Below are 20051 nucleotides of genomic sequence, written 5' to 3'. Positions count from 1 at the left end.
TTCGGTGGCCTCTCGCTATTGCAGGTGTAGCCTTACTTTCTTTTCTTATGCGGTTTTGGTGCGGATCAGGTAGTCAAACGCGCTCAGAGACGCCTTCGCCCCTTCACCTGTGGCGATAATGATCTGTTTGTACGGCACGGTGGTGCAGTCGCCCGCCGCAAACACGCCCTTCACGCTGGTTTCACACTTCGCATCGATGATGATTTCGCCCATGCGGTTGCGCTCAATCGCGCCTTCCAGCCAGGTGGTGTTTGGCAGCAGACCAATCTGCACGAAGATCCCTGAAAGCTGCACGCTGTGCACGTCGCCACTCACGCGGTCGCGGTATTCCAGACCGGTCACCTTGCTGCCGTCGCCCTTCACTTCCGTGGTCTGCGCGTTCAGTATGATGTCGACGTTTTTCAGGCTGCGAACTTTGTCCTGCAGCACCTGGTCGGCTTTCATTTCTGGCGCGAACTCCAGCAAGGTTACGTGTTCAACAATCCCCGCCAGGTCAATAGCCGCTTCCACGCCGGAGTTTCCGCCGCCGATCACCGCCACGCGCTTGCCTTTGAACAGCGGGCCGTCGCAGTGCGGGCAGTAGGTCACGCCTTTGGTGCGATACTGATCTTCACCCGGGACGTTCATGTTGCGCCATTTCGCCCCGGTGGCAATGATGATGCTGCGTGCTTTCAGCACCGCGCCGGAGGCGGTTTCAATCTGGTGTAACCCCCCCTCAACCGCAGCAGGCACCAGCTTGCTGGCGCTCTGGCTGTCGATCACGTCTACGTCGTAATCGCTGACGTGCGCCTTCAGCGCGCCAGCCAGCTTCTGGCCTTCGGTTTTCGGCACGGAGATATAGTTTTCAATGTCTACGGTATCCAGTACCTGGCCACCGAAGCGCTCGCCCATCAGGCCCGTGCGGATCCCTTTACGCGCGGAGTACACTGCCGCCGCCGCGCCCGCCGGACCGGAACCGACAATCAGCACGTCATAGGCATCACGTTTGTTCAGCGCTTCTGCGGCACGTTTTTCGGCACCGGTATCCACTTTGGCGACGATTTCCGTCAGCGTCATACGACCCTGACCGAATTCCTGACCGTTCAGATACACCGCCGGCACGCCCATCACGTTGCGATCGGTGATTTCATTCTGGAAGGTACCGCCGTCAATTGCCGTGTGCTTGATGCGCGGGTTGAGGACCGACATCAGGTTCAGCGCCTGCACCACGTCCGGACAGTTGTGGCAGGAGAGCGAGTAATAGGTTTCAAACTCAAAATCACCGTCGATATCGCGGATCTGCTCCAGCAGCGCCTGCGCCTCTTTCGACGGATGACCGCCGGTCCACAGCAGCGCCAGCACCAGCGAGGTAAATTCATGCCCCAGCGGCGAGCCGGCAAAACGCGGCCCCAGCTCAGAGCCTGGGTTAGTAATCAGGAAAGAAGGCTTACGGACGTTAAGCGAGTTATCTTCTTTGAAGGTCACTTTTGGCGACAGTTCGGCGATCTCAGCCAGCAGTTCTTTGATCTCTGCCGATTTCGCGCTGTCGTCCAGCGTGGCAATCAGCTCAACGGGTTTAGTCAGTTTCTCAAGGTAGGCCTTGAGCTGGGTTTTCATATTTGTGTCGAGCATTGTTCTTCCCTCTCTTAAGACGTCATCATGCAAGCTGCCTTATGTGGGCGGCCTGAATGCAACTTGCATCATGGTGCTGGAATAACATGGGCGCGGGTGCGCCCATTGATTGCCGGGTGGCACTTCGTTTACCCGGCCTACGATACTGTAGGCCTGTGCAAGCGTAGCGCCGCCAGGCTTTACAGACTTAGATCTTGCCGACCAGGTCCAGAGATGGCGCCAGCGTTGCTTCGCCTTCTTTCCATTTAGCCGGGCACACTTCGCCTGGGTGAGAAGCGACATACTGCGCTGCTTTCACTTTACGCAGCAGGTCAGACGCATCACGGCCGATACCTTCAGCGGTAACTTCGATAGCCTGGATAATGCCCTGCGGGTCAACGACGAAGGTCGCGCGGTCTGCCAGGCCTTCATCTTCACGCATATTGTCGAAGTTACGGGTCAGGGCGCCAGTCGGGTCACCGATCATCGCGTATTTGATTTTGGCGATGGTTTCAGAGCTGCTGTGCCACGCTTTGTGGGTGAAGTGGGTATCGGTAGACACAGAGTAAACGTCTACGCCCAGCTTCTGCAGTTCGTCGTAATGGTCAGCCACGTCGCCCAGTTCGGTCGGGCAAACGAAGGTGAAGTCAGCCGGATAGAAGAAGAAGACGCTCCAGCGACCTTCGGTATCTTTCTCGGTTACTTCGATGAACTCACCGTTTTTGAACGCCTGGTTTTTGAAAGGTTTAATTTTAGTGTTAATCAAAGACATCTGTACTTCCTCCGTGTTTTCGTTGAGATGTAAGGTAACCAACTTTATCCATCGGGGCTAATGCGTATGCTTTATCAAATCAATCAGCCAAACCTTACAACACCAACAAGACAACGTTGTGAACTGAATTAACGGAAAGCCTGAACGTAAAAAGGCCGCCCTGGTGGGCGGCCCTGATACCTGAACTTTCCACAGGAACTTTCAGTGCCAGCCGGGGCTGGCGTTGCGTTGCGCTCTACATACCTTATATCAGGCCGTAACAGCGGTTTGATTACAGCACCGGTTTTCAGTTTGGGCAATCCGTCACGCCGGCATTCCGCCCTATGGCTGCGATAGGTTTTACCGAATAACGCCCGCGTCTGCCCGACATAACGAGAGAATTAATAATGAGAATGGATTGCAATAAGTGGTCAGACTGGTAGCCGGCGCTAAAGTGGCAATAATGCGTCACAGCAAATGTATAACCGGGAGTGCTTATTTGAGAACAACGCCGCACGTTTTAAAGATAAAAATATCTTAATAACGGCTGAAGTTCTATTTCAATAATCCAGCCTCGTGATATATTAAGCTTGAATTCAAAATATAATAAGCAGGTTAATCACAAGGATTGTAAATGATTAACTTCGAACTATAGTTATCAGTTATGAGATGACAACAACACACTCAGGATGATCCATGGCAAATCTTTATGACCTTAAAAAATTCGATCTCAATCTGTTAGTCATTTTTGAGTGCATTTATCAGCACCTCAGCATTAGCAAGGCAGCGGAAACACTCTATATCACGCCCTCTGCGGTGAGCCAGTCTCTGCAACGCCTGCGTACGCAGCTGAATGACCCGCTTTTTATTCGTTCGGGTAAAGGCATCACCCCGACGACCGTGGGGATCAACCTGCATCATCATCTGGAAGAAAACCTTAATCATATTGAGCAGACCATCAATATCCTGAATAACGCGCAGATCAAAAAGAGCTTTGTCATCTACTGCCCGCAGATTCTGGTCCAGGGGCGATTGGGCGACCTGCTAAGGTCTCTGCTTGCGGACGGAAATTACGAGATAGAACATAATGATGTGGTCTTATCGCCTGAGTCGGCCGAGGATCTGCTCGCCTACCGCAAGGCCGATCTGGTGTTTAGTTTTGCGCCGGTTAACAGCCGCTCTATCGTCTGTACCCGCTTTATCCAGTTTTCGGCACAGCTGGTCTGCTGCAAAGAGCACCCCCGCCTTGGCGATAGCGCAACGCTTGAGGAGCTCTGCCAGGAAAAATTCACGCTGATGCGCAGCCAGGAGAACGGCATAAAGGACTTCCAGCAGCAGTCGAACGTACTCCTTCCGGAACGGAATTTCTGCTTCCGCAGCGACTCGCTGATTTCGATTATGAATATTATTGGCATGAGTGATTTTAGTCGGTTTTGTTCCAACCGCAATGTTTGAGCGATATAAAGACATTCTCAACCTGAAGCGCGTCGCCTTGCCTTTCACGGTTCCGAAATTAGATATTTTTATGCTATATAATCGTTCAGCGTTAAACAGCAGCGTGTTTTCGCAATTCATTGAAAAAATCGAAGCGGAATAATTTCCGATATTGCCCGAATACTTTTTAATTACATTTGGGCAACAATCCAGGCATGGATAAATCGCATTATTCCGGTTTCGCTTTAATATCTTTACTATTCATGTTTAATTAGCGTAAATAAAAGCCCCGACAGTCATCCTCAGGAAGAGATTGCACATGTCACTGTATAAACATCCCCTGCAGCTTAACGTGCTGGAGGCCGCACAGGCGCGCATCGACTGGACGTTCGCTACTTTTTCCCGCATCTGCGTCTCCTTTTCCGGCGGCAAAGACTCCACCGTCATGCTGCATCTCACCGCGCAAATGGCCCGGGCGCAAAAGCGAAAAATCAGCGTGCTGTTTATTGACTGGGAGGCTCAGTTCTCCTGCACCATTGAACACGTTAATGCGCTACGCGAATGCTACCGGGACGTCATCGAGCACTTTTACTGGGTGGCGCTTCCGCTGACCACGCAGAATTCGCTCTCACAGTATCAGCCGGAATGGCAGTGCTGGGCGCCGGGCGTACGCTGGGTGCGCCAGCCGCCGGAAGACGCCATCACCGCTGCCGATTATTTTGATTTTTACCAGGCGGGAATGACCTTTGAAGCATTTGTCCGCTCGTTTTCCGACTGGTTTGCCCTGCACCGGCCGGCAGCCATGCTGGTGGGCATCCGCGCCGATGAATCCTACAACCGGTTTTTGACCATCGCCAACAACCGCAAGCAGCGCTTCGCGGACGATAAGCCCTGGACAACCACCGCTCCCGGGGGGCACGCGTGGTACGTCTATCCTCTCTACGACTGGAAAACCGCAGACATCTGGACATGGTTTGCAAAATCCGGGTGCAGCTATAACCCGCTCTACAACCTCATGTTTCAGGCGGGCGTCCCGCCGCGCTATATGCGCATCTGCGAACCCTTCGGCCCGGAACAGCGCCAGGGGCTCTGGCTCTATCACGTTCTCGAGCCCGAGCGCTGGGCCGCGATGTGCGAGCGCGTCAGCGGCGTGCGCAGCGGCGGCATCTACGCCGGGCAGGACAACCATTTTTACGGCCACCGCAAAATCCTCAAACCCGAGCACCTCGGCTGGCGCGACTACGCCATGCTCCTGCTGGACAGCATGCCGCAAAACACGGCTGAGCATTACCGCAATAAAATCGCGATCTATCTGCACTGGTATCAGAAGAGAGGCATGCCGGATATTCCCGAGACGCAGGAGGGCGATATCGGCGCCAAAGACATCCCCTCATGGCGCCGTATTTGTAAGGTTTTACTTAATAATGACTACTGGTGCAGGGCGCTGTCGTTCAGCCCAAATAAACCCAAACATTATCAGCGCTACAGCGACAGAGTGAAGGCGAAACGCAAGGAGTGGGGCATTTTATGCGACAAAGAATAATTACTGAGATCGAAACGTACCTGCAGTCACTTTCCGAAGAGGATCGGATTAACGCCATCAATGCCTTTCGTGAAGCGATCCATCGACACAGTCCTTTTCGTGAGCAACCGATAGACTGCGTGCTCTGGATCAAACAGGACGCGATTATCGCTAACGACTACAACCCCAATAACGTTGCCCCTCCAGAAAAACGGCTGCTCACCAGGTCGCTGGAACTCGATGGATTCACCCAACCTCTTGTCGTAACGGAAAGTGAACCGCAACATTACGAAATTGTGGATGGTTTCCATCGCCATGAAATCGGCAAAAATCGGGCGGCGTTAAAGCGCCAGCTCAAGGGATATCTCCCCGTCACCTGCCTGCGCCAGGACCGACAGGAAAAGCATGACCGTATGGCCGCCACGATCCGTCACAACCGGGCGCGGGGTCGGCACCAGATTAACGCCATGTCAGAGATCGTGCGCGAACTGGCACAGCTCGGCTGGAATGATGAGCGAATTGGCAAAGAGCTCGGAATGGACAGCGACGAGGTGCTGCGCCTCAAGCAAATCAACGGTCTGCTGGCGCTGTTTGCAGACCGTCGCTATTCCGAAGCCTGGACGGTGAAATAATCAGAGCGTGTTCAAACGCTCTGCCGCCGCCAGCAGCGTCGATTCCTGCTTGGCAAAGCAAAGACGGATCAGCTTGTGTGGGAAGGGATCGGCGCAGAATACCGACAGCGGAATGGCGGCCACTCCCACCTCTTTTGTCAACCACTGGCAAAAGCTGACGTCATCCAGATCGGAAATTGCGCTGTAGTCCGCGAGCAGGAAATAGGTTCCTTCAGACGGCAAAATTTCCAGGCGGCTTTTACTCAGCGCCGTCACGAACAGATCCCGACGTTCACGGTAGAAACGCGGCAGCGCGCGATAATGCTCGGGCTCCGCGCGCAGCATATCCGCCAGCGCCAGCTGAGCCGGCGTGTTCACGGCAAAGGTCAGGTACTGATGCACCTTGCGCAGCTCAGCGCTAATGGCGGCCGGTGCGACGCAGTAGCCCACTTTCCAGCCGGTCATATGGTAGGTCTTACCGAACGATGAGACGGCGATAGCGCGTTCGCGAAGCTGCGGATGGGCCAGCACGCTGGCGTGTCCCTCTTCTGCAAAGCAGATGTGCTCGTAAACTTCATCGCTCAGCACGTAAATTTCACGTTCAGCAATGGCCTGCCACAGCGCGGCGAAGTCCGTTTTCTGCCACACCGTCGCGGACGGGTTATGCGGGGTATTCAGGATCACCAGACGGGTTTTATCACTCAGCAGCGCAGCAAATGCCTGCCAGTCAGGGCGGAAATGCGGTGGCTGTAACGCCACGCGTTTCACCACGCCGCCGGAAAGTTCAACCGCAGGCGCATAGCTGTCGTAGCTCGGGTCAAAGCAGATCACTTCATCGCCCGCGCGCACCAGCGCGGTGATGGCCGCGTACAGCGCTTCGGTCGCCCCTGCCGTCACCGTGATGTCGCTGTTCGCATCGGGCTTATGCCCATACAGCTCAGCCGTTTTGTCGGCAATGGCTTCCCGCAGCGCCTGTACGCCCGTCATTGGCGCATACTGATTCGCTCCCTGCGCCACGTGATACGCTAAACGCGCCTGCAGATAAGCTGGGCCGTCGAAATCCGGGAACCCCTGCGAAAGGTTAATGGCGTTGTGCTGCTGCGCCAGAGCGCTCATCTGCGTAAATATGGTGGTACCGAGATTGGGAAGTTTACTTTGCGGAATCAAGGCGTTAATGCTCATTGTGTTGTGCCTGTTTGTAATACTTATGTTGCTGCCACTATAACACGATGTTAGTCTTTGGCAATCAAGACGCTTAGACGTCTAAACAATATGAATATTCCTGTCCGAGAGGGTAAAAGGAAAATGACAGACAACCTGCAACTCACGCATCTGGTCGACGCCTGCCGCTGGATTGGTGCCAAAGGCTGGGCACCCGCTACCGGCGGTAACATGTCGGTGCGTCAGGACGAACATCTCTGCTGGCTCAGCGAATCCGGCAAAGACAAAGGTAGCCTCACAACCAATGACTTTCTGCAGGTGGAGATCGCCACCAACCGCGCGCCGTCCGGTCGTAAACCGTCGGCGGAGACCGGTCTGCACACGCTGATTTATCGTCTGTTCCCGGAAGCCAACGCCGTGCTGCACGTTCATACCGTCAACGCCACGGTGCTGTCCCGTCTGGTCAAAGAAGCCGAGCTCAACATCAGCGGCTTTGAGATGCAAAAATCCCTCACCGGACAGACCACGCATCTGGACACGGTGGCTATCCCGGTCTTCGATAACGACCAGGATATTGACGCCCTCGCCTCGCGAATCGCCCATTACGCGCAGGAACGTCCGCTTAATTATGGTTTTCTTCTGCGTGGCCATGGCTTAACCTGCTGGGGACGCGATGTGGCCGAAGCCCGCCGTCATCTGGAAGGACTGGAGTTCCTGTTTGAATGTGAAATGCGTCTACGACAACTGGAGAGAGTATGATTCGCGCGATTGTGACGGATATTGAAGGGACCACCAGCGATATTCGTTTTGTCCATGATGTTTTGTTCCCCTTTGCGCGTGAGCGGCTGGCGGCCTTCGTGACCGCTCAGCAGTACGCCGAGCCGGTGAAATCCATTCTGGACAACCTGCGTGATGAAATCGGTCATCCGCACGCCAGCGTCAGCGAGCTTATCGACGCCCTGTTTGCCTTTATGGATGAAGACCGCAAATCGACCGCGCTCAAAGCGCTGCAGGGGATCATCTGGCACGACGGCTACGTCAACGGCGACTTTACCGGCCATCTCTACCCGGACGTGCTGCCCGCGCTGGAAAAATGGAAAGCGCAAGGGATTGATCTCTATGTTTATTCCTCTGGCTCCGTCGCTGCGCAGAAACTGTTATTTGGCTACAGCGACGAAGGTGATATTACTCATCTGTTCAGCGGCTATTTCGACACCCACATCGGCGCCAAGCGCGAGGTGCAGTCTTATCAGAACATTGCGGCGCAAACGGGCATAGCCCCGTCGCAGATCCTCTTCCTCTCCGATATTCATCAGGAGCTGGACGCGGCTGAACAGGCAGGTTTTCGTACCCTGCAGCTGATTCGCGGTGATGATGACGGCGCAAGCCACCACCATCAGGTCCACCAGTTTGACGAGATTAACCCGGAGCAGATCCCTTCATGAGCGCATTGACCATTTATTCCGACAAAGACGCCAGTCAACACCAGTGGCACAGCACTGACGCCGCCGAGATTGCCCAACAGCTCAACGCGAAAGGCGTGCGGTTTGAACGCTGGGCGGCGGATCGCGATTTAGGACACGATCCCGCGCCTGAAGCAGTGATCGCGGCGTATCAACATGCGATCGACAAACTGGTCGCAGAGAAGGGTTACCAGAGCTGGGACGTGATCAGCCTGCGCGCCGACAATCCGCAGAAAGAGGCGCTGCGCGCGAAGTTCCTGAACGAACACACCCACGGCGAGGACGAAGTACGCTTTTTCGTGGAAGGCGCGGGCTTGTTCTGCCTGCACATTGGCGATGAGGTGTATCAGGTGCTGTGCGAGAAAAACGACCTGATCTCCGTGCCCGCGGGCACGCCGCACTGGTTTGATATGGGCTCAGAGCCGAACTTTACGGCGATTCGTATTTTCGATAATCCGGAAGGCTGGGTGGCCCAGTTTACGGGTGATGCGATCGCGGATGCGTATCCGCGCCTCGCTTGATCTTTTCTCCCTCTCCCTGTGGGAGAGGGCCGGGGTGAGGGCACCAGCGCGCACTACGCGTTTAGCCTCTTCACATACTCCACCAGCTGATCCAGCACAATCCCCCACCCTTCGTGGAAGCCCATCTGCTCGTGCTGCTCGCGGATTTCCTTCGTGGGGTGGCGCGCAATCGCCGTATAGCGCGTTTTGCCCTCGCCCACCTCTTCCAGCAGCAGGATCGCCGTCATAAATGGCTTCTCGGCCGGTTTCCAGCCTTCGGTATAGCCGTCGGTAAAGACCAGCTTTTTTCCCGGGTCGATTTCAAGGAACACACCCCGGTTATCCATCCGCTGACCGTCCACCTCAAACACGGTGTTGAACCGTCCGCCCACGCGGAGGTCGAGGTCGCATTCGGTCACCTTATGGGGAGCAGGAATGAAGAAGTTTTTGATATGCTCGGGCGTAGTCCAGCACAGCCACAGCAGGTCGCGCGGGGCATCCACCACGCGCTCCAGTTTTAAGTCTGTTTCAGGATCGAGCGTCACGATATTGTCCTCTTAAGGGAACCCCTTAAAGGATAGCCGGACTCAGGCGAATTTGCCGTTTGCCACCGCTTCCGGCGTGACCACCCCCGTATCCAGCACCCAGCCGCTAATCAGCGAGGCGGGCGTTACGTCAAACGCCGGGTTGTAGACTTGCGCGTTTTCCGGCGCCCACTGCACCGCGCCAAAGCTTCCGGCGACGCCCGTCACCTCGCTGGCGGCGCGCTGCTCAATCGGGATCGCGTCGCCGTTTGGGCAATCCGGGTCGAGGGTCGTTTGCGGCGCGGCCACGTAGAACGGGATGCCGTGGAATTTTGCCAACACCGCCAGGGAATAGGTGCCAATCTTGTTCGCCACGTCGCCGTTGGCGGCAATGCGGTCTGCACCCACCCACACGGCGTCCACCTGCCCTTTCGCCATCAGGCTGGCGGCCATAGAATCGGTAATCAGCTGATACGGCACGCCCAGCTCGCCAAGTTCCCAGGCGGTTAACCTTCCCCCCTGCAGCAGCGGACGGGTTTCATCGACCCAGACGTTGCTGACCTTGCCTTCCTGATGCGCGCGAGCAATCACGCCCAGCGCCGTACCGACGCCCGCCGTTGCCAGCCCGCCGGTGTTACAGTGGGTCAGCAGGCGGCTGCCGGGCTTCACCAGCGCGCTGCCCGCTTTCGCAATGGCGTCACAGAGCCGTTTGTCTTCGTCGATCAGGCGCAGCGCCTCCGCCACCAGCGCCGGAACATACTCTTCCTGCCACAGCGCCAGCTTCATGCGGTCAAGGTTGTTCATCAGGTTCACCGCCGTCGGGCGGGATGCGCGCAGGGTTTCCAGCGCAACCGCCAGCTCGTCACGGCTTTTGCCGTTTTCCGCCAGCAGCGCCAGCAGCAGACTTGCAGAGAGACCGATCAGCGGCGCGCCGCGCACCCGCAGGGCGTGAATATGCCCCACCAGCGCCTCTACCGTTGAGGCATCCAGCCAGCGTTTCTCCTGCGGAAGGGCCTGCTGGTCGAGAATAAAGAGCTGATTATCCGCTACCCGCAGGCTGGTCGTCTGTAATGTCTGCATGTCGTTAATTCCCTGTTGCGTTGTTGTAGCACATTGTGTCAGGATGAAATCCAGATGTATAGACGTCTACATGTCTTTATTAGCAAACCCGTGAGGAGCAGGCCATGTCGCAATACCGTACCTTTACCGCTCAGGACGCCGTGGAATATGCCAGGCAGTTTGGCGGCCTTGACGATCCTTCATCGCTGGTGGAGGCGCAGGAGGTAGGCGACGGCAACCTCAATCTGGTGTTCAAAATCTTCGACAGCGCGGGCGTGAGCCGCATCATCGTTAAGCAGGCGCTGCCCTACGTGCGCTGCGTCGGCGAGTCCTGGCCGCTGACGCTGGACCGCGCCCGTCTGGAGGCGCAAACCCTGGTCGAGCACTACCGGCACAGTCCGCAGCACACGGTGAAAATCCACCACTTTGACCCGGAACTGGCGGTGATGGTGATGGAAGATCTCTCCAGCCATCGCATCTGGCGCGGCGAGCTGATCAAAAATAATTATTACCCGCAGGCGGCGCGTCAGCTGGGTGAATACCTCGCGCACGCGCTGTTCCACACCAGCGATTTCTACCTGCACCCGCACGAGAAAAAAGCGCAGGTGGCGAAATTTATCAACCCGGAGATGTGCGAGATCACCGAAGATCTGTTCTTCAACGATCCGTACCAGATCCACGAACGCAACAGCTACCCGGCCGAGCTGGAAAATGACGTCGCCGCGCTGCGCGACGACGCCCAGCTGAAAATTGCCGTGGCCTCCCTGAAGCACCGTTTCTTTTCTCAGGCTGAAGCCCTGCTGCACGGGGATATCCACAGCGGCTCGATTTTTGTGGCCGACGGCAGCCTGAAGGCCATCGACGCCGAGTTCGGCTATTTCGGGCCGATGGGCTTTGACGTCGGCACCGCTATCGGCAACCTGCTGCTGAACTTCTGCGGCCTGCCGGGACATCTGGGCATTCGCGATGCCGCCGCCGCCCGCGAACAGCGCCTGACCGATATTCAGGAACTGTGGAACACCTTCGCGGAGCGCTTCCAGGCGCTGGCACATGAGAAAACACGTGACGCCGCGCTCAGCGCGCCGGGCTATGCCTCCGCCTTCCTGAAAAAGGTCTGGCATGACGCCATTGGATTCTGCGGCACCGAGCTGATTCGCCGCAGCGTCGGGCTTTCCCACGTCGCGGATATCGACACCATTCAGGACGAGGCGATGCGCCACGAATGCCTTCGCCACGCGATAACGCTCGGCAAGGCGCTGATTGTTATTGCTGACCGTATCGACAGCGCGGAAGATCTGGTGGCGCGGGTGCGGCAGTACAGCTGAGTGCCGGCTTTGTGCCCGGTGGTGCTGCGCTTACCGGGCCTACGGCTGCAAAATGTAGGCCGGGTAAGGCGAAGCCGCCACCCGGCAAAAACTCACCCCAAATACTCAATCACCGACAACCCACCGTTATAGTCCGTGCTGTAGATAATTCCCTGCGCATCCACGAACACGTCACATGACTGGATCACCTGCGGGCGATTCGGGCGGGTATCCATCATTTTCGCCGGCGCGGCAGGCACCAGCGCCCCCGTTTCAACCGGACGATACGGATTGGAAATATCATACGCGCGCACGCCCGCATTCTGATACGTGGCAAAAATCAGCGTGGAGCTGACAAAGCTCCCCGGCCGGTTCTCGTGCAGGTTGTGCGGCCCGAAATGCGCCCCTTTCGCCACGTAGTCAGTTTCGTCCGGCTGTGGGAAGGTAGAGATGCTTACCGGGTTCGACGGCTCGCGGATATCAAACAGCCAGATCAGCTTCTCCCCGTCCTCCTGGTTGTCGAGCACCGCTTCATCCAGCACCACCAGCAGATCGCGGTCCGGCAGCGGCAGCGCGGTGTGCGTGCCGCCGCCAAACGGCGGACTCCAGTTACGGTGGCTAATGAGCTTAGGACGGGTACGATCCTTCACGTCCAGCAGCGTCAGGCCGCCGTCGCGCCAGCTGCCGTACGCGGTATCGCCGGCAATAATCGCATGGTGGAGCGCGTAGCGTTTCCCTTCCGGCCAGTTCGGCTGTTCGCCTTCGGCCTGGTTCATCCCCGGCAGCCACCAGCGCCCTGCCACCTCAGGCTTACGCGGGTCGGTCAGATCGATCGTCAGAAAGATGTAGTCGGTAAAACCGTCGATCAGCGCTGACACGTACGCCCAGCGGCCACCGACGTACCAGATGCGGTGAATGCCAATCCCGCTTAGCGACAGAAAGCCGATTTCGCGCGGTCTGTCCGGAGTGGAGATATCAAACACGCGCAGCCCGGCGCTCCAGCCTTTGTCCTGCACGTCGCGGACAGTCTCGCCCACCTGGCGGGTGTAGTAGACCTTCTCGTCGGCAAAGCGGGCATCGGCAAACAGATCCCGGGCGTTGATGACCAGCAGCAGGTCATCATGCGCCTGCAGATGCACGTTCCAGGTGCCGGGCGGCGCGGGCACGTAGCCCGCCGCTTTCGGGTTTTTCGGATCGCGCACGTCGACAATCGAAAAGCCCTGCGACACCATATGGCCGATATAAGCGAAACCGCGGTGCACCATCAGTTGCACGCCGTCTGGGCGACCACCCTGATCGCTATGGCCAATCAGCCGCATGTTGCGGCTGTATTCGGGTTGAGGTAATGCAGACATAGTTGAGTCCTTTCGCCGGATGGCGGCTTCGCCTTATCCGACCTACAACACCGTAGGCCCGGTAAGCGAAGCGCCACCGGGCATTATTTTGACCTGGCTTCCAGCGTCGCAAACCACGGCGCGATAAAATCTTCCGTCTGACCCCAACCCGGAATGATTTTCCCCAGCGACGCCACGTTCACCGCACCCGGCTGGGCGGTCAGCAGCGCCTGCGGAATAGCGGCAGCCTTAAAATCGTAGGTCGCAGGCGTGGCTTCCCCGGCAATCTTGTTCGCCACCAGACGCACGTTGGTCGCGCCAATCAGCTTCGGATCCACCGCCACGCTCACCTTCCACGGGCTGCCCGGCTCGCGCATCAGCTGCAGATCCTGGTTGGAGATGTCGATGCTGTAGAGTTTGATCTCGGTACGGCCGTTCTCTTTCAGCGCTTTGTACGCGCCCTGGCTGAAGGCGTCCCAGGTCCCCCAGATGGCGTCGATTTTACCTTTCGGGTACTTCGCCAGGATCGCACCCACCTTGTTGGCGGTGTCGCCCTGCACGTCAGAAGAGACCGCGCCGATAGACTCCAGCTCTTTGATGTCCGGGTACTGTTTTTGCAACTCTTTATACGCCGCCTGACGACGCTCCATCGGCGGGAAGCCCGCCACCCACAGCTTGACGATATTGGCCTTGCCGTTGAAATCTTTCGCCAGCTGGCCGAAGGAGAGGTTCGTCAGGGAGGCATCGTCCTGCTGGGTGACGGTCACGCCCGGGATCTCGCCGTTAACCGCCGTATCAAAGACGGCGACTTTGATCCCGGCGTCCACCGCCTTTTTCACCAGCGCGGTGGAGTACGGATCGCGGCCCTGAGAAAGGATAATCCCGTCGTACTTCTGGCTGATGGCCTGGTTCACGAAGTCCTGGAATTTGGCGTCGTCCCCGTTGCTTAAAAAGGTGCTGACCTTAAAGCCAAGCTTCTTCCCTTCCTGAATGGCCCCGGCAATAAACTGCGTGGTGTTGTCGTCTGAGCCGAGGTTACGGATCACCGCGATGCGAATGGGGCCGTCATGATTGGCAATGGCCGCCGGAAGCGGTGCGGGCGTGGCCGCGAAGCCAGGCAGAGCGGTGAATAACCCTAATGCCACCAAAGAGAGTGCAATCTTTTTCATTTTTTATCCCGTTGTGTTGTCAGCGTTTTTGTATGTACGTAATCGCCAGCGCTACCGCGAGCACCAGCCCTTTTATAATGTCCATGGCGTAATACGGCACGGAGAGCATCACCAGCCCGTTCGACAGCACGCCGAGAATCACCGCCCCGACCAGCGTGCCCAGGGCATTCGGCTTGCCGGACCCGGCCAGCGAGAAGCCAATCCACGCCGCCGCCACCGCATCCATCAGGTAACCGCCGCCCGCGTTTACCTGCGATGAGCCAATGCGCGAGGCCAGCAAAATCCCGCCCAGGCCTGCCAGCAGGGAGGCAATCACGTAGGCCGCCACCTTGTAGCGGGTGGTGCGAATCCCCGAGAGGCGCGCCGCTTCCGGGTTACCGCCAATGGCGTACATCCGACGACCGTGAGTGGTGAGCGACAGCCCCAGTTGCGCCAGAACCGTCACCACCAGCATGATGATCACAATCGTCGGCACCTGCCCCAGCAGGCTGAACGTCGCAGGGATGGTGCCTTCCGCCATGTCACCGCTCGGCAGCACCATGTTCTCGGTAATCGAGCCGCCGTAGCTGTAGGTCATCGCCACGCCCTGGATCACAAACAGGCTGGCCAGCGTCGCGAGCATGTCCGGAATGCGCAGGATGACGATCAGAAAGGCGTTAAACAGCCCCACCAGCGTGCAGAGCGCGAGGGTGATCAGAATCGACTCGGTGGTGCCGAAGCCGTGCCAGACGAAAAGGGAAATCACCAGCGCGTTCGCCAGCGACGCGGTCGATCCTACGGAGAGATCGAACCCGCCAATGGTCAGCGAGATAGACACGCCGATAGCTATCACCGTCACGATGGCAATCGAACGCAGAATATTGATGATGTTGTTTGGATCGAGGAAGCTGTCCGACGCCAGGCCAAAGACGGCCACCAGCGCGACGACGGTTAACAGCATGCCCCACTTGTAGAGAAAATCGAAAATCTGCTGACGACCAGACGCCGTCGCGTTTACTGAAAGGGCCTTGCTCACGACGCCGTTCCTCCGGTTGAATAATAAAGTAGTGTCTCTTCACGGGCCTCGGCCCCGGCGATTTCCGCCACGATGCGCCCGTCCCACAGCACGCAGATGCGGTCGCACAGCCCGACCAGCTCGGCAAACTCGCCGGAGGCGTAAATCACCCCTTTGCCCTCGCGCGCCAGGCCGTCGATCAACTGGAACAGATCGGTTTTGGCCTTCACGTCCACGCCTTTGGTCGGCTCGTCGAAGATCAGCACGCTCGCGTCATTGCGCAGCCACTTGCCAATGGCGACCTTCTGCTGGTTGCCGCCGGACAAACGTCGCAAAACCTGTCCGGGACCGCGGGCGCGCACGCCGACGCGAGCGATCACCTCCTCCGCCCAGCGCCACGCCTGACGATGGCCGAACAGGCTCCAGCGCGAGAAGCTGTTATCGGCGCACACGGCAAGGTTCATACTCACCGGCTCGTCGATAAAAATGCCCTCTTTACGCCGCTCTTCCGGCACCAGCGCCAGGCCGCGCAGCACCGAGTCCGCCGGATCGCGCGGCTGCCAGGGCTGTTGATTCAACTCACCGCGCGACACGCGGCTTTTGCTGGCGCCAAACAGCGCCTTACAGAGTTCGGTTTTGCCCGCGCCCGCCAGCCCGGCAATACCGAGAATTTCGCCCTTGCGCAGGTGCAAGGAGATATCTTTCAGCAGCGCGTCGTCATGCAGACCTTGCACCCGCAGCAGCGTTTCGTCGCCGTGCGGCGGCCGAGCGGGCGGGTAGATATCGCTCAGCACGTGGCCGAGCATCTTCTCGACGATCGCTTCGCCGCTAAGATCGGCCATCGGGCCGGACTCGATCAGCTTGCCGTCGCGCAGCACCGTCAGGGTGTCGCAGATGGCCTTCAGCTCGTGAATGCGGTGGGAGATAAACACCACGCCGATGCCCTGCTGCTTTAACCGTCTCACCACCGCAAACAGGCGCTCGCTCTCGTGCGCGTCCAGCGGCGCGGTGGGCTCATCAAGAATGAGAAAACGGCAGTGGTGTGACAGGGCGCGCGCCAGCAAAATCTGCTGCTTTTCGGCAAGCGTGCAGCTGTCGATGGAACGGCGGACGTCCAGCGTAACGTCAAGCTGCGCCAGCGCCTGTCTCGCCTGCTGGCGGACGGCGCGCCAGCGGAAGCGATGCCCCGGCTGCGCCAACTGGTCGAGCATGATGTTCTCGGCGATGCTTAACCCCGGGATCAGCGCCACGTCCACTTCCTGCTGCACGAGGTGGATCCCCAGCCGTTTGGCATCGAGCGGCTCGCGGATGCTTACCGGCTGGTTATTGATGGAGATTTCGCCCTCATAGTGGTCGTGCGTCCCGCACAGCACCGCCATCAGCGTCGATTTCCCCGCACCGTTGGCGCCGGTCAGCGCATGTACCGATCCGCCGGTTAAGGTGAAGTTCACGCGCGACAGCGCCTGAAAGCCGGAAAAGGCCAGGCTGATACCGCGCATCTCAAGGCGACTGGAAACCATCCGCGTAAATCCTTCATAACTCTTCTGATTTATCGAATTTTTCACAGCTCCGGTTGACTGACAACGACGGAAAAGGCATAAGTTAAAGCGAAATATTATTAGCCATCCGGATGTCCAGACATAACATCGGGTTAGCGCTTGCTAAAAAAGGACAACACCATGAGCAACACCGATATCCGCGTCGTGCCTGGCCCGGCGAACTACTTCTCCCATCCCGGAAGCCTTGCGCATCTGAATGACTTCTTTACCCAGGAGCAGCTTTCCCGCGCGGTGTGGATTTACGGCGAGCGCGCTATCGACGGCGCGCGCCCGTTCCTGCCGGAGAGCTTTCACGCGCCGGGGGCAAAACACCTGCTGTTTAAAGGCCACTGCAGCGAGCGCGACGTCACTCATCTGGTGAACGAATCCGGCAGTGACGCCAGCGTGGTGATTGGCGTCGGCGGCGGTGCGGTGCTGGATACCGTCAAGGCCGTGGCGCGTCGTCTGGGCGTGCCGTTCGTGGGTATCCCCACCATTGCCGCTACCTGCGCGGCATGGACCCCACTCTCCGTCTGGTACAACGATGCCGGGCAGGCGCTGCATTTTGAGATCTTCGATGACGCCAACTTCCTGGTGCTGGTAGAGCCACAGATCATTCTTAACGCACCCGCGGAATACCTGCTGGCGGGTATCGGCGATACGCTGGCGAAGTGGTACGAAGCGGTAGTGCTTGCTCCGCAGCCTGAAAACCTGCCGCTGACCGTGCGGCTGGGCATCAACGGCGCGCTGGCGATCCGCGACGTTCTGCTGGAGCACAGTGAGGAAGCGCTGGCCGACCAGCAGCGCGGCGAACAGACGCAGGTCTTTCGGGACGTGGTGGATGCAATAATCGCCGGCGGCGGGATGGTCGGCGGTCTGGGTGAACGCTATACCCGCGTGGCGGCGGCGCATGCGGTGCACAACGGTTTAACCGTGCTGCCGCAGACGGAAAAATACCTCCACGGCACCAAGGTGGCCTACGGCATTCTGGTGCAGAGCGCCCTGCTCGGCCAGGACGACGTGCTGGCGCAGCTGGTCTCGGCGTATCGACGTTTTAACCTGCCGACCACGCTTCGCGCGCTGGAGGTCGATATTCACAACCGCGACGAGCTGGATAAGGTGATTGCCCACACCCTGCGTCCGGTGGAGTCAATTCATTATCTGCCGGTGACGTTAACGCCTGAGGTTCTGCGCGCGGCGTTTGAGAAGGTGGAATACTTCAGCCGTTAATCTCCCTGACCGTCTATACCTAATGATGATTCTTACCACTCTCGTAACGAGGTCATCATGCAGATCGATTTAACAGGTAAAAAGGCGCTGGTTACCGGTGCCAGCCGCGGGTTGGGTCGGGCTATTGCACTGTCGCTGGCGCGCGCCGGTGCGGATGTGATTATTACGTATGAAAAATCTGCCGATAAAGCCCAGGCGGTCGCCGAAGAGATTAAGGCGCTGGGACGACACAGCGAAGCTGTGCAGGCCGACAGCGCCAGCGCGCAGGCGATTCAGGATGCCGTCACCCATGCAGCACGTTCCCTTGGCGGGCTGGACATTCTGGTCAACAACGCGGGTATCGCGCGCGGCGGCCCGCTGGAGTCCATGACCCTGGCGGACATTGACGCGCTCATCAACGTCAACATTCGCGGCGTGGTGATCGCCATTCAGGAAGCGCTGGTGCACATGTCCGACGGCGGGCGCATTATCAACATCGGCAGCTGTCTGGCCAACCGCGTGGCGATGCCGGGTATTGCCGTTTACTCGATGACCAAGTCTGCCCTTAACTCCCTCACCCGCGGCCTGGCGCGCGATCTGGGCCCGCGCGGTATTACCGTTAACCTTGTCCACCCCGGCCCCACCAACAGCGATATGAACCCGGAAGACGGCGAACAGGCGGAAGCCCAGCGCCAGATGATCGCAGTCGGTCACTACGGCCAGCCGGAAGACATCGCGGCGGCGGTCACCTTCCTTGCTAGTCCGGCCGCCGGGCAGATCTCCGGCACAGGGCTGGATGTCGACGGCGGGTTGAACGCCTGATCGCAAATTTCCTGAAAGCCTCTGTCGCCCGGCAGAGGCCTTGTCGAGCCGCCTCGATGTTTCGCTTTTTACCGCTTACTTCCGTTTTATGTCCGCTCTACAGTACCCCATAAGAAATTCGGAATTTATCTAATAGTCTTATTATTTCCTTATAGTTTGTGTGGGCGTACAGTGGAGGTACGGATGAAGATTGTCTGGTCCAATGGTGCAAAGAAGGCGTTTTCAAAGATTGACGAGCGGTATCAGCACCGCATTGAGGTAAAGCTTAATGAGCTGGATGACCGTTCAACTCCCCGGCCCGATATCAAAAAAATATCGGCGACCGAAAATCATTTCCGGCTACGCGTTGGCGATTACCGCATCATCTATACGCTTCGGGACGATCCCGATAACCATTGTTATGTTTTAGCCGTCAAGCGCAGAACTTCAACGACTTACCTGCATGAGGAGAGTGCCACCTATGGCTGTACAGCTAATCAAGGACGATAACGGGAAAACGCAGTACGCCGTTATTCCCTATCACGAATATTTTCGTATGCTCTTACAGATGTCAGAAATTGACGACGAAACCGATGACGATCTGGAGGATATTGAGGTCGAACACGATAGTCTGGATGACGTGGAATTGCCCGGAGAAGTGTGCAGCATCATGACCTGGCAGAACGTCAGCCTGCAGGCCGCGTGGCGTATCCTGCGCGGGCTATCCCAGCAGGAGGTGGCGGAGAAACTCGGCATCAGCCAGTCCGCCGTGTCACAGCTGGAAGCGCTGGACTCCCGTCCGCAAAAGCGCACCCGTGAAAAGCTGGCAGCGATCTACGGCTGTAAGCAGGAGCAGATCAGCCTCTATCTCCCGAAAGAGGGTTAACAGCACTTCGCCCCGCCCTTGCCGCCGTAGCGGGCGTCCTGGCGGTCACGGAAAAACTCTTCGTAGGTCATTGGCGTCTGGTCCGGATGATTGACGCGCATATGCTCGACGTAGTTGTCGTAGTCCGGCACGCCAATCATCATTTTGGCGGCCTGGCCCAGGTACTTACCGGCTTTGGAAAGGGTGTCGAACATGATTCTG

Annotated in this window: 20 protein-coding genes and 1 pseudogene; 11 read left to right on the top strand and 10 right to left on the bottom strand. The window is 57.8% G+C overall.

Features of this window, described 5'->3' with window-relative positions:
- Positions 1-45 precede the first annotated feature (45 nt).
- Positions 46-1611, bottom strand: coding sequence for an alkyl hydroperoxide reductase subunit F (gene ahpF, locus ACMGGU_RS04070; protein WP_045909600.1), 1566 nt, complete (start codon positions 1609-1611; stop codon positions 46-48).
- A 187-nt stretch (positions 1612-1798) separates the two neighbouring features.
- The gene (ahpC, locus tag ACMGGU_RS04065; protein ID WP_008501015.1) at positions 1799-2362 is read right to left on the bottom strand and encodes an alkyl hydroperoxide reductase subunit C; all 564 of its coding nucleotides are present in this window, start codon (positions 2360-2362) and stop codon (positions 1799-1801) included.
- A 675-nt stretch (positions 2363-3037) separates the two neighbouring features.
- Here ahpC and citR point away from each other — a divergent pair.
- The 3 genes and pseudogenes from citR to ACMGGU_RS04050 all read left to right on the top strand — a co-directional run bounded on the left by citR (position 3038) and on the right by ACMGGU_RS04050 (position 5929).
- Positions 3038-3938: pseudogene (gene citR / locus ACMGGU_RS04060) on the top strand (DNA-binding transcriptional repressor CitR).
- 156 nt (positions 3939-4094) lie between these two features.
- Positions 4095-5318 (top strand): phosphoadenosine phosphosulfate reductase, encoded by a 1224-nt coding sequence (locus ACMGGU_RS04055; protein WP_048226071.1) that lies wholly within the window; start codon positions 4095-4097, stop codon positions 5316-5318.
- Positions 5303-5929 (top strand): IbrB-like domain-containing protein, encoded by a 627-nt coding sequence (locus tag ACMGGU_RS04050; RefSeq protein ID WP_045909603.1) that lies wholly within the window; start codon positions 5303-5305, stop codon positions 5927-5929. The genes ACMGGU_RS04055 and ACMGGU_RS04050 overlap by 16 nt, the downstream gene beginning before the upstream one ends.
- On the opposite strand, the gene ACMGGU_RS04045 is transcribed toward ACMGGU_RS04050, so the two are convergent.
- The gene (locus ACMGGU_RS04045) at positions 5930-7090 is read right to left on the bottom strand and encodes a pyridoxal phosphate-dependent aminotransferase (protein WP_045909604.1); all 1161 of its coding nucleotides are present in this window, start codon (positions 7088-7090) and stop codon (positions 5930-5932) included.
- 123 nt (positions 7091-7213) lie between these two features.
- Here ACMGGU_RS04045 and ACMGGU_RS04040 point away from each other — a divergent pair, with 123 nt between their 5' ends.
- Genes ACMGGU_RS04040 through ACMGGU_RS04030 form a run of 3 tightly spaced genes read left to right on the top strand, consistent with a single transcriptional unit; the run spans position 7214 to position 9053 of the window.
- Complete coding sequence (locus ACMGGU_RS04040) at positions 7214-7828, top strand: methylthioribulose 1-phosphate dehydratase (protein WP_196352106.1); 615 nt, start codon at positions 7214-7216, stop codon at positions 7826-7828.
- Positions 7825-8514: an acireductone synthase gene (mtnC, locus tag ACMGGU_RS04035; RefSeq protein ID WP_252077428.1), complete on the top strand. Its 690-nt coding sequence runs from the start codon at positions 7825-7827 to the stop codon at positions 8512-8514. Before ACMGGU_RS04040 ends, mtnC begins: the two co-directional genes overlap by 4 nt.
- Entirely contained in the window at positions 8511-9053 is a 543-nt protein-coding gene (locus ACMGGU_RS04030; RefSeq protein WP_023315605.1) for a 1,2-dihydroxy-3-keto-5-methylthiopentene dioxygenase, read from the top strand. Before mtnC ends, ACMGGU_RS04030 begins: the two co-directional genes overlap by 4 nt.
- Before the next feature lie 53 nt (positions 9054-9106).
- Here ACMGGU_RS04030 and ACMGGU_RS04025 read toward each other — a convergent pair whose 3' ends face one another.
- Both ACMGGU_RS04025 and mtnA read right to left on the bottom strand, forming a co-directional pair.
- Positions 9107-9577 carry an SRPBCC family protein gene (locus ACMGGU_RS04025; protein ID WP_395299879.1) on the bottom strand — a complete coding sequence of 157 codons (471 nt, stop codon included), beginning with the start codon at positions 9575-9577 and terminating at the stop codon, positions 9107-9109.
- Positions 9578-9619: 42 nt separating this feature from the next.
- Positions 9620-10636 carry an S-methyl-5-thioribose-1-phosphate isomerase gene (gene mtnA / locus ACMGGU_RS04020; protein WP_063615568.1) on the bottom strand — a complete coding sequence of 339 codons (1017 nt, stop codon included), beginning with the start codon at positions 10634-10636 and terminating at the stop codon, positions 9620-9622.
- A 104-nt stretch (positions 10637-10740) separates the two neighbouring features.
- Here mtnA and mtnK point away from each other — a divergent pair, with 104 nt between their 5' ends.
- Entirely contained in the window at positions 10741-11940 is a 1200-nt protein-coding gene (mtnK, locus tag ACMGGU_RS04015; protein ID WP_045909608.1) for an S-methyl-5-thioribose kinase, read from the top strand.
- A 92-nt stretch (positions 11941-12032) separates the two neighbouring features.
- On the opposite strand, the gene ACMGGU_RS04010 is transcribed toward mtnK, so the two are convergent.
- The 4 genes from ACMGGU_RS04010 to ACMGGU_RS03995 all read right to left on the bottom strand — a co-directional run bounded on the left by ACMGGU_RS04010 (position 12033) and on the right by ACMGGU_RS03995 (position 16936).
- Positions 12033-13274, bottom strand: coding sequence for an LVIVD repeat-containing protein (locus tag ACMGGU_RS04010; RefSeq protein WP_395299878.1), 1242 nt, complete (start codon positions 13272-13274; stop codon positions 12033-12035).
- A gap of 83 nt (positions 13275-13357) precedes the next feature.
- On the bottom strand, positions 13358-14422 hold the full coding sequence (locus ACMGGU_RS04005; protein WP_039265942.1) for a sugar ABC transporter substrate-binding protein: 1065 nt from the start codon (positions 14420-14422) through the stop codon (positions 13358-13360).
- Positions 14423-14441: 19 nt separating this feature from the next.
- Entirely contained in the window at positions 14442-15437 is a 996-nt protein-coding gene (locus ACMGGU_RS04000) for an ABC transporter permease (protein WP_045909610.1), read from the bottom strand.
- Positions 15434-16936 carry a sugar ABC transporter ATP-binding protein gene (locus tag ACMGGU_RS03995; protein ID WP_252077431.1) on the bottom strand — a complete coding sequence of 501 codons (1503 nt, stop codon included), beginning with the start codon at positions 16934-16936 and terminating at the stop codon, positions 15434-15436. Before ACMGGU_RS03995 ends, ACMGGU_RS04000 begins: the two co-directional genes overlap by 4 nt.
- 159 nt (positions 16937-17095) lie before the next feature.
- Between ACMGGU_RS03995 and ACMGGU_RS03990 the strand changes: the two genes are divergently transcribed.
- The 4 genes from ACMGGU_RS03990 to ACMGGU_RS03975 all read left to right on the top strand — a co-directional run bounded on the left by ACMGGU_RS03990 (position 17096) and on the right by ACMGGU_RS03975 (position 19850).
- Positions 17096-18184 (top strand): oxidoreductase, encoded by a 1089-nt coding sequence (locus ACMGGU_RS03990; RefSeq protein ID WP_126534587.1) that lies wholly within the window; start codon positions 17096-17098, stop codon positions 18182-18184.
- A 57-nt stretch (positions 18185-18241) separates the two neighbouring features.
- Positions 18242-18985 (top strand): SDR family NAD(P)-dependent oxidoreductase, encoded by a 744-nt coding sequence (locus ACMGGU_RS03985; protein WP_045909613.1) that lies wholly within the window; start codon positions 18242-18244, stop codon positions 18983-18985.
- Positions 18986-19168: 183 nt separating this feature from the next.
- A complete protein-coding gene (locus tag ACMGGU_RS03980; RefSeq protein ID WP_252077432.1) occupies positions 19169-19474 on the top strand; it encodes a type II toxin-antitoxin system RelE family toxin in 306 nt (101 codons plus the stop codon).
- Positions 19446-19850 (top strand): helix-turn-helix domain-containing protein, encoded by a 405-nt coding sequence (locus ACMGGU_RS03975; protein WP_045909615.1) that lies wholly within the window; start codon positions 19446-19448, stop codon positions 19848-19850. Before ACMGGU_RS03980 ends, ACMGGU_RS03975 begins: the two co-directional genes overlap by 29 nt.
- On the opposite strand, the gene ACMGGU_RS03970 is transcribed toward ACMGGU_RS03975, so the two are convergent.
- Entirely contained in the window at positions 19847-20044 is a 198-nt protein-coding gene (locus ACMGGU_RS03970; protein ID WP_006809671.1) for a YbdD/YjiX family protein, read from the bottom strand. The genes ACMGGU_RS03975 and ACMGGU_RS03970 overlap by 4 nt on opposite strands.
- Positions 20045-20051: the final 7 nt, after the last annotated feature.

The sequence above is a fragment of the Enterobacter sp. BNK-8 genome, assembly GCF_048685095.1.
Classification (GTDB): Bacteria; Pseudomonadota; Gammaproteobacteria; order Enterobacterales; family Enterobacteriaceae; genus Enterobacter; species Enterobacter quasiroggenkampii.
Note: the sequence above shows the minus strand (reverse complement) of the source record. Positions and strands in the feature narration are given on the sequence as shown.

What these genes read in the sequence shown, in the direction of transcription:
- ahpF (WP_045909600.1), bottom strand. Translation starts at nt 1,611, where the DNA reads ATGCTCGACACAAATATGAAAACCCAGCTCAAGGCCTACCTTGAGAAA.
- ahpC (WP_008501015.1), bottom strand. Translation starts at nt 2,362, where the DNA reads ATGTCTTTGATTAACACTAAAATTAAACCTTTCAAAAACCAGGCGTTC.
- ACMGGU_RS04055 (WP_048226071.1), top strand. Translation starts at nt 4,095, where the DNA reads ATGTCACTGTATAAACATCCCCTGCAGCTTAACGTGCTGGAGGCCGCA.
- ACMGGU_RS04050 (WP_045909603.1), top strand. Translation starts at nt 5,303, where the DNA reads ATGCGACAAAGAATAATTACTGAGATCGAAACGTACCTGCAGTCACTT.
- ACMGGU_RS04045 (WP_045909604.1), bottom strand. Translation starts at nt 7,090, where the DNA reads ATGAGCATTAACGCCTTGATTCCGCAAAGTAAACTTCCCAATCTCGGT.
- ACMGGU_RS04040 (WP_196352106.1), top strand. Translation starts at nt 7,214, where the DNA reads ATGACAGACAACCTGCAACTCACGCATCTGGTCGACGCCTGCCGCTGG.
- mtnC (WP_252077428.1), top strand. Translation starts at nt 7,825, where the DNA reads ATGATTCGCGCGATTGTGACGGATATTGAAGGGACCACCAGCGATATT.
- ACMGGU_RS04030 (WP_023315605.1), top strand. Translation starts at nt 8,511, where the DNA reads ATGAGCGCATTGACCATTTATTCCGACAAAGACGCCAGTCAACACCAG.
- mtnA (WP_063615568.1), bottom strand. Translation starts at nt 10,636, where the DNA reads ATGCAGACATTACAGACGACCAGCCTGCGGGTAGCGGATAATCAGCTC.
- mtnK (WP_045909608.1), top strand. Translation starts at nt 10,741, where the DNA reads ATGTCGCAATACCGTACCTTTACCGCTCAGGACGCCGTGGAATATGCC.
- ACMGGU_RS04010 (WP_395299878.1), bottom strand. Translation starts at nt 13,274, where the DNA reads ATGTCTGCATTACCTCAACCCGAATACAGCCGCAACATGCGGCTGATT.
- ACMGGU_RS04005 (WP_039265942.1), bottom strand. Translation starts at nt 14,422, where the DNA reads ATGAAAAAGATTGCACTCTCTTTGGTGGCATTAGGGTTATTCACCGCT.
- ACMGGU_RS03995 (WP_252077431.1), bottom strand. Translation starts at nt 16,936, where the DNA reads ATGGTTTCCAGTCGCCTTGAGATGCGCGGTATCAGCCTGGCCTTTTCC.
- ACMGGU_RS03990 (WP_126534587.1), top strand. Translation starts at nt 17,096, where the DNA reads ATGAGCAACACCGATATCCGCGTCGTGCCTGGCCCGGCGAACTACTTC.
- ACMGGU_RS03985 (WP_045909613.1), top strand. Translation starts at nt 18,242, where the DNA reads ATGCAGATCGATTTAACAGGTAAAAAGGCGCTGGTTACCGGTGCCAGC.
- ACMGGU_RS03980 (WP_252077432.1), top strand. Translation starts at nt 19,169, where the DNA reads ATGAAGATTGTCTGGTCCAATGGTGCAAAGAAGGCGTTTTCAAAGATT.
- ACMGGU_RS03975 (WP_045909615.1), top strand. Translation starts at nt 19,446, where the DNA reads ATGGCTGTACAGCTAATCAAGGACGATAACGGGAAAACGCAGTACGCC.
- ACMGGU_RS03970 (WP_006809671.1), bottom strand. Translation starts at nt 20,044, where the DNA reads ATGTTCGACACCCTTTCCAAAGCCGGTAAGTACCTGGGCCAGGCCGCC.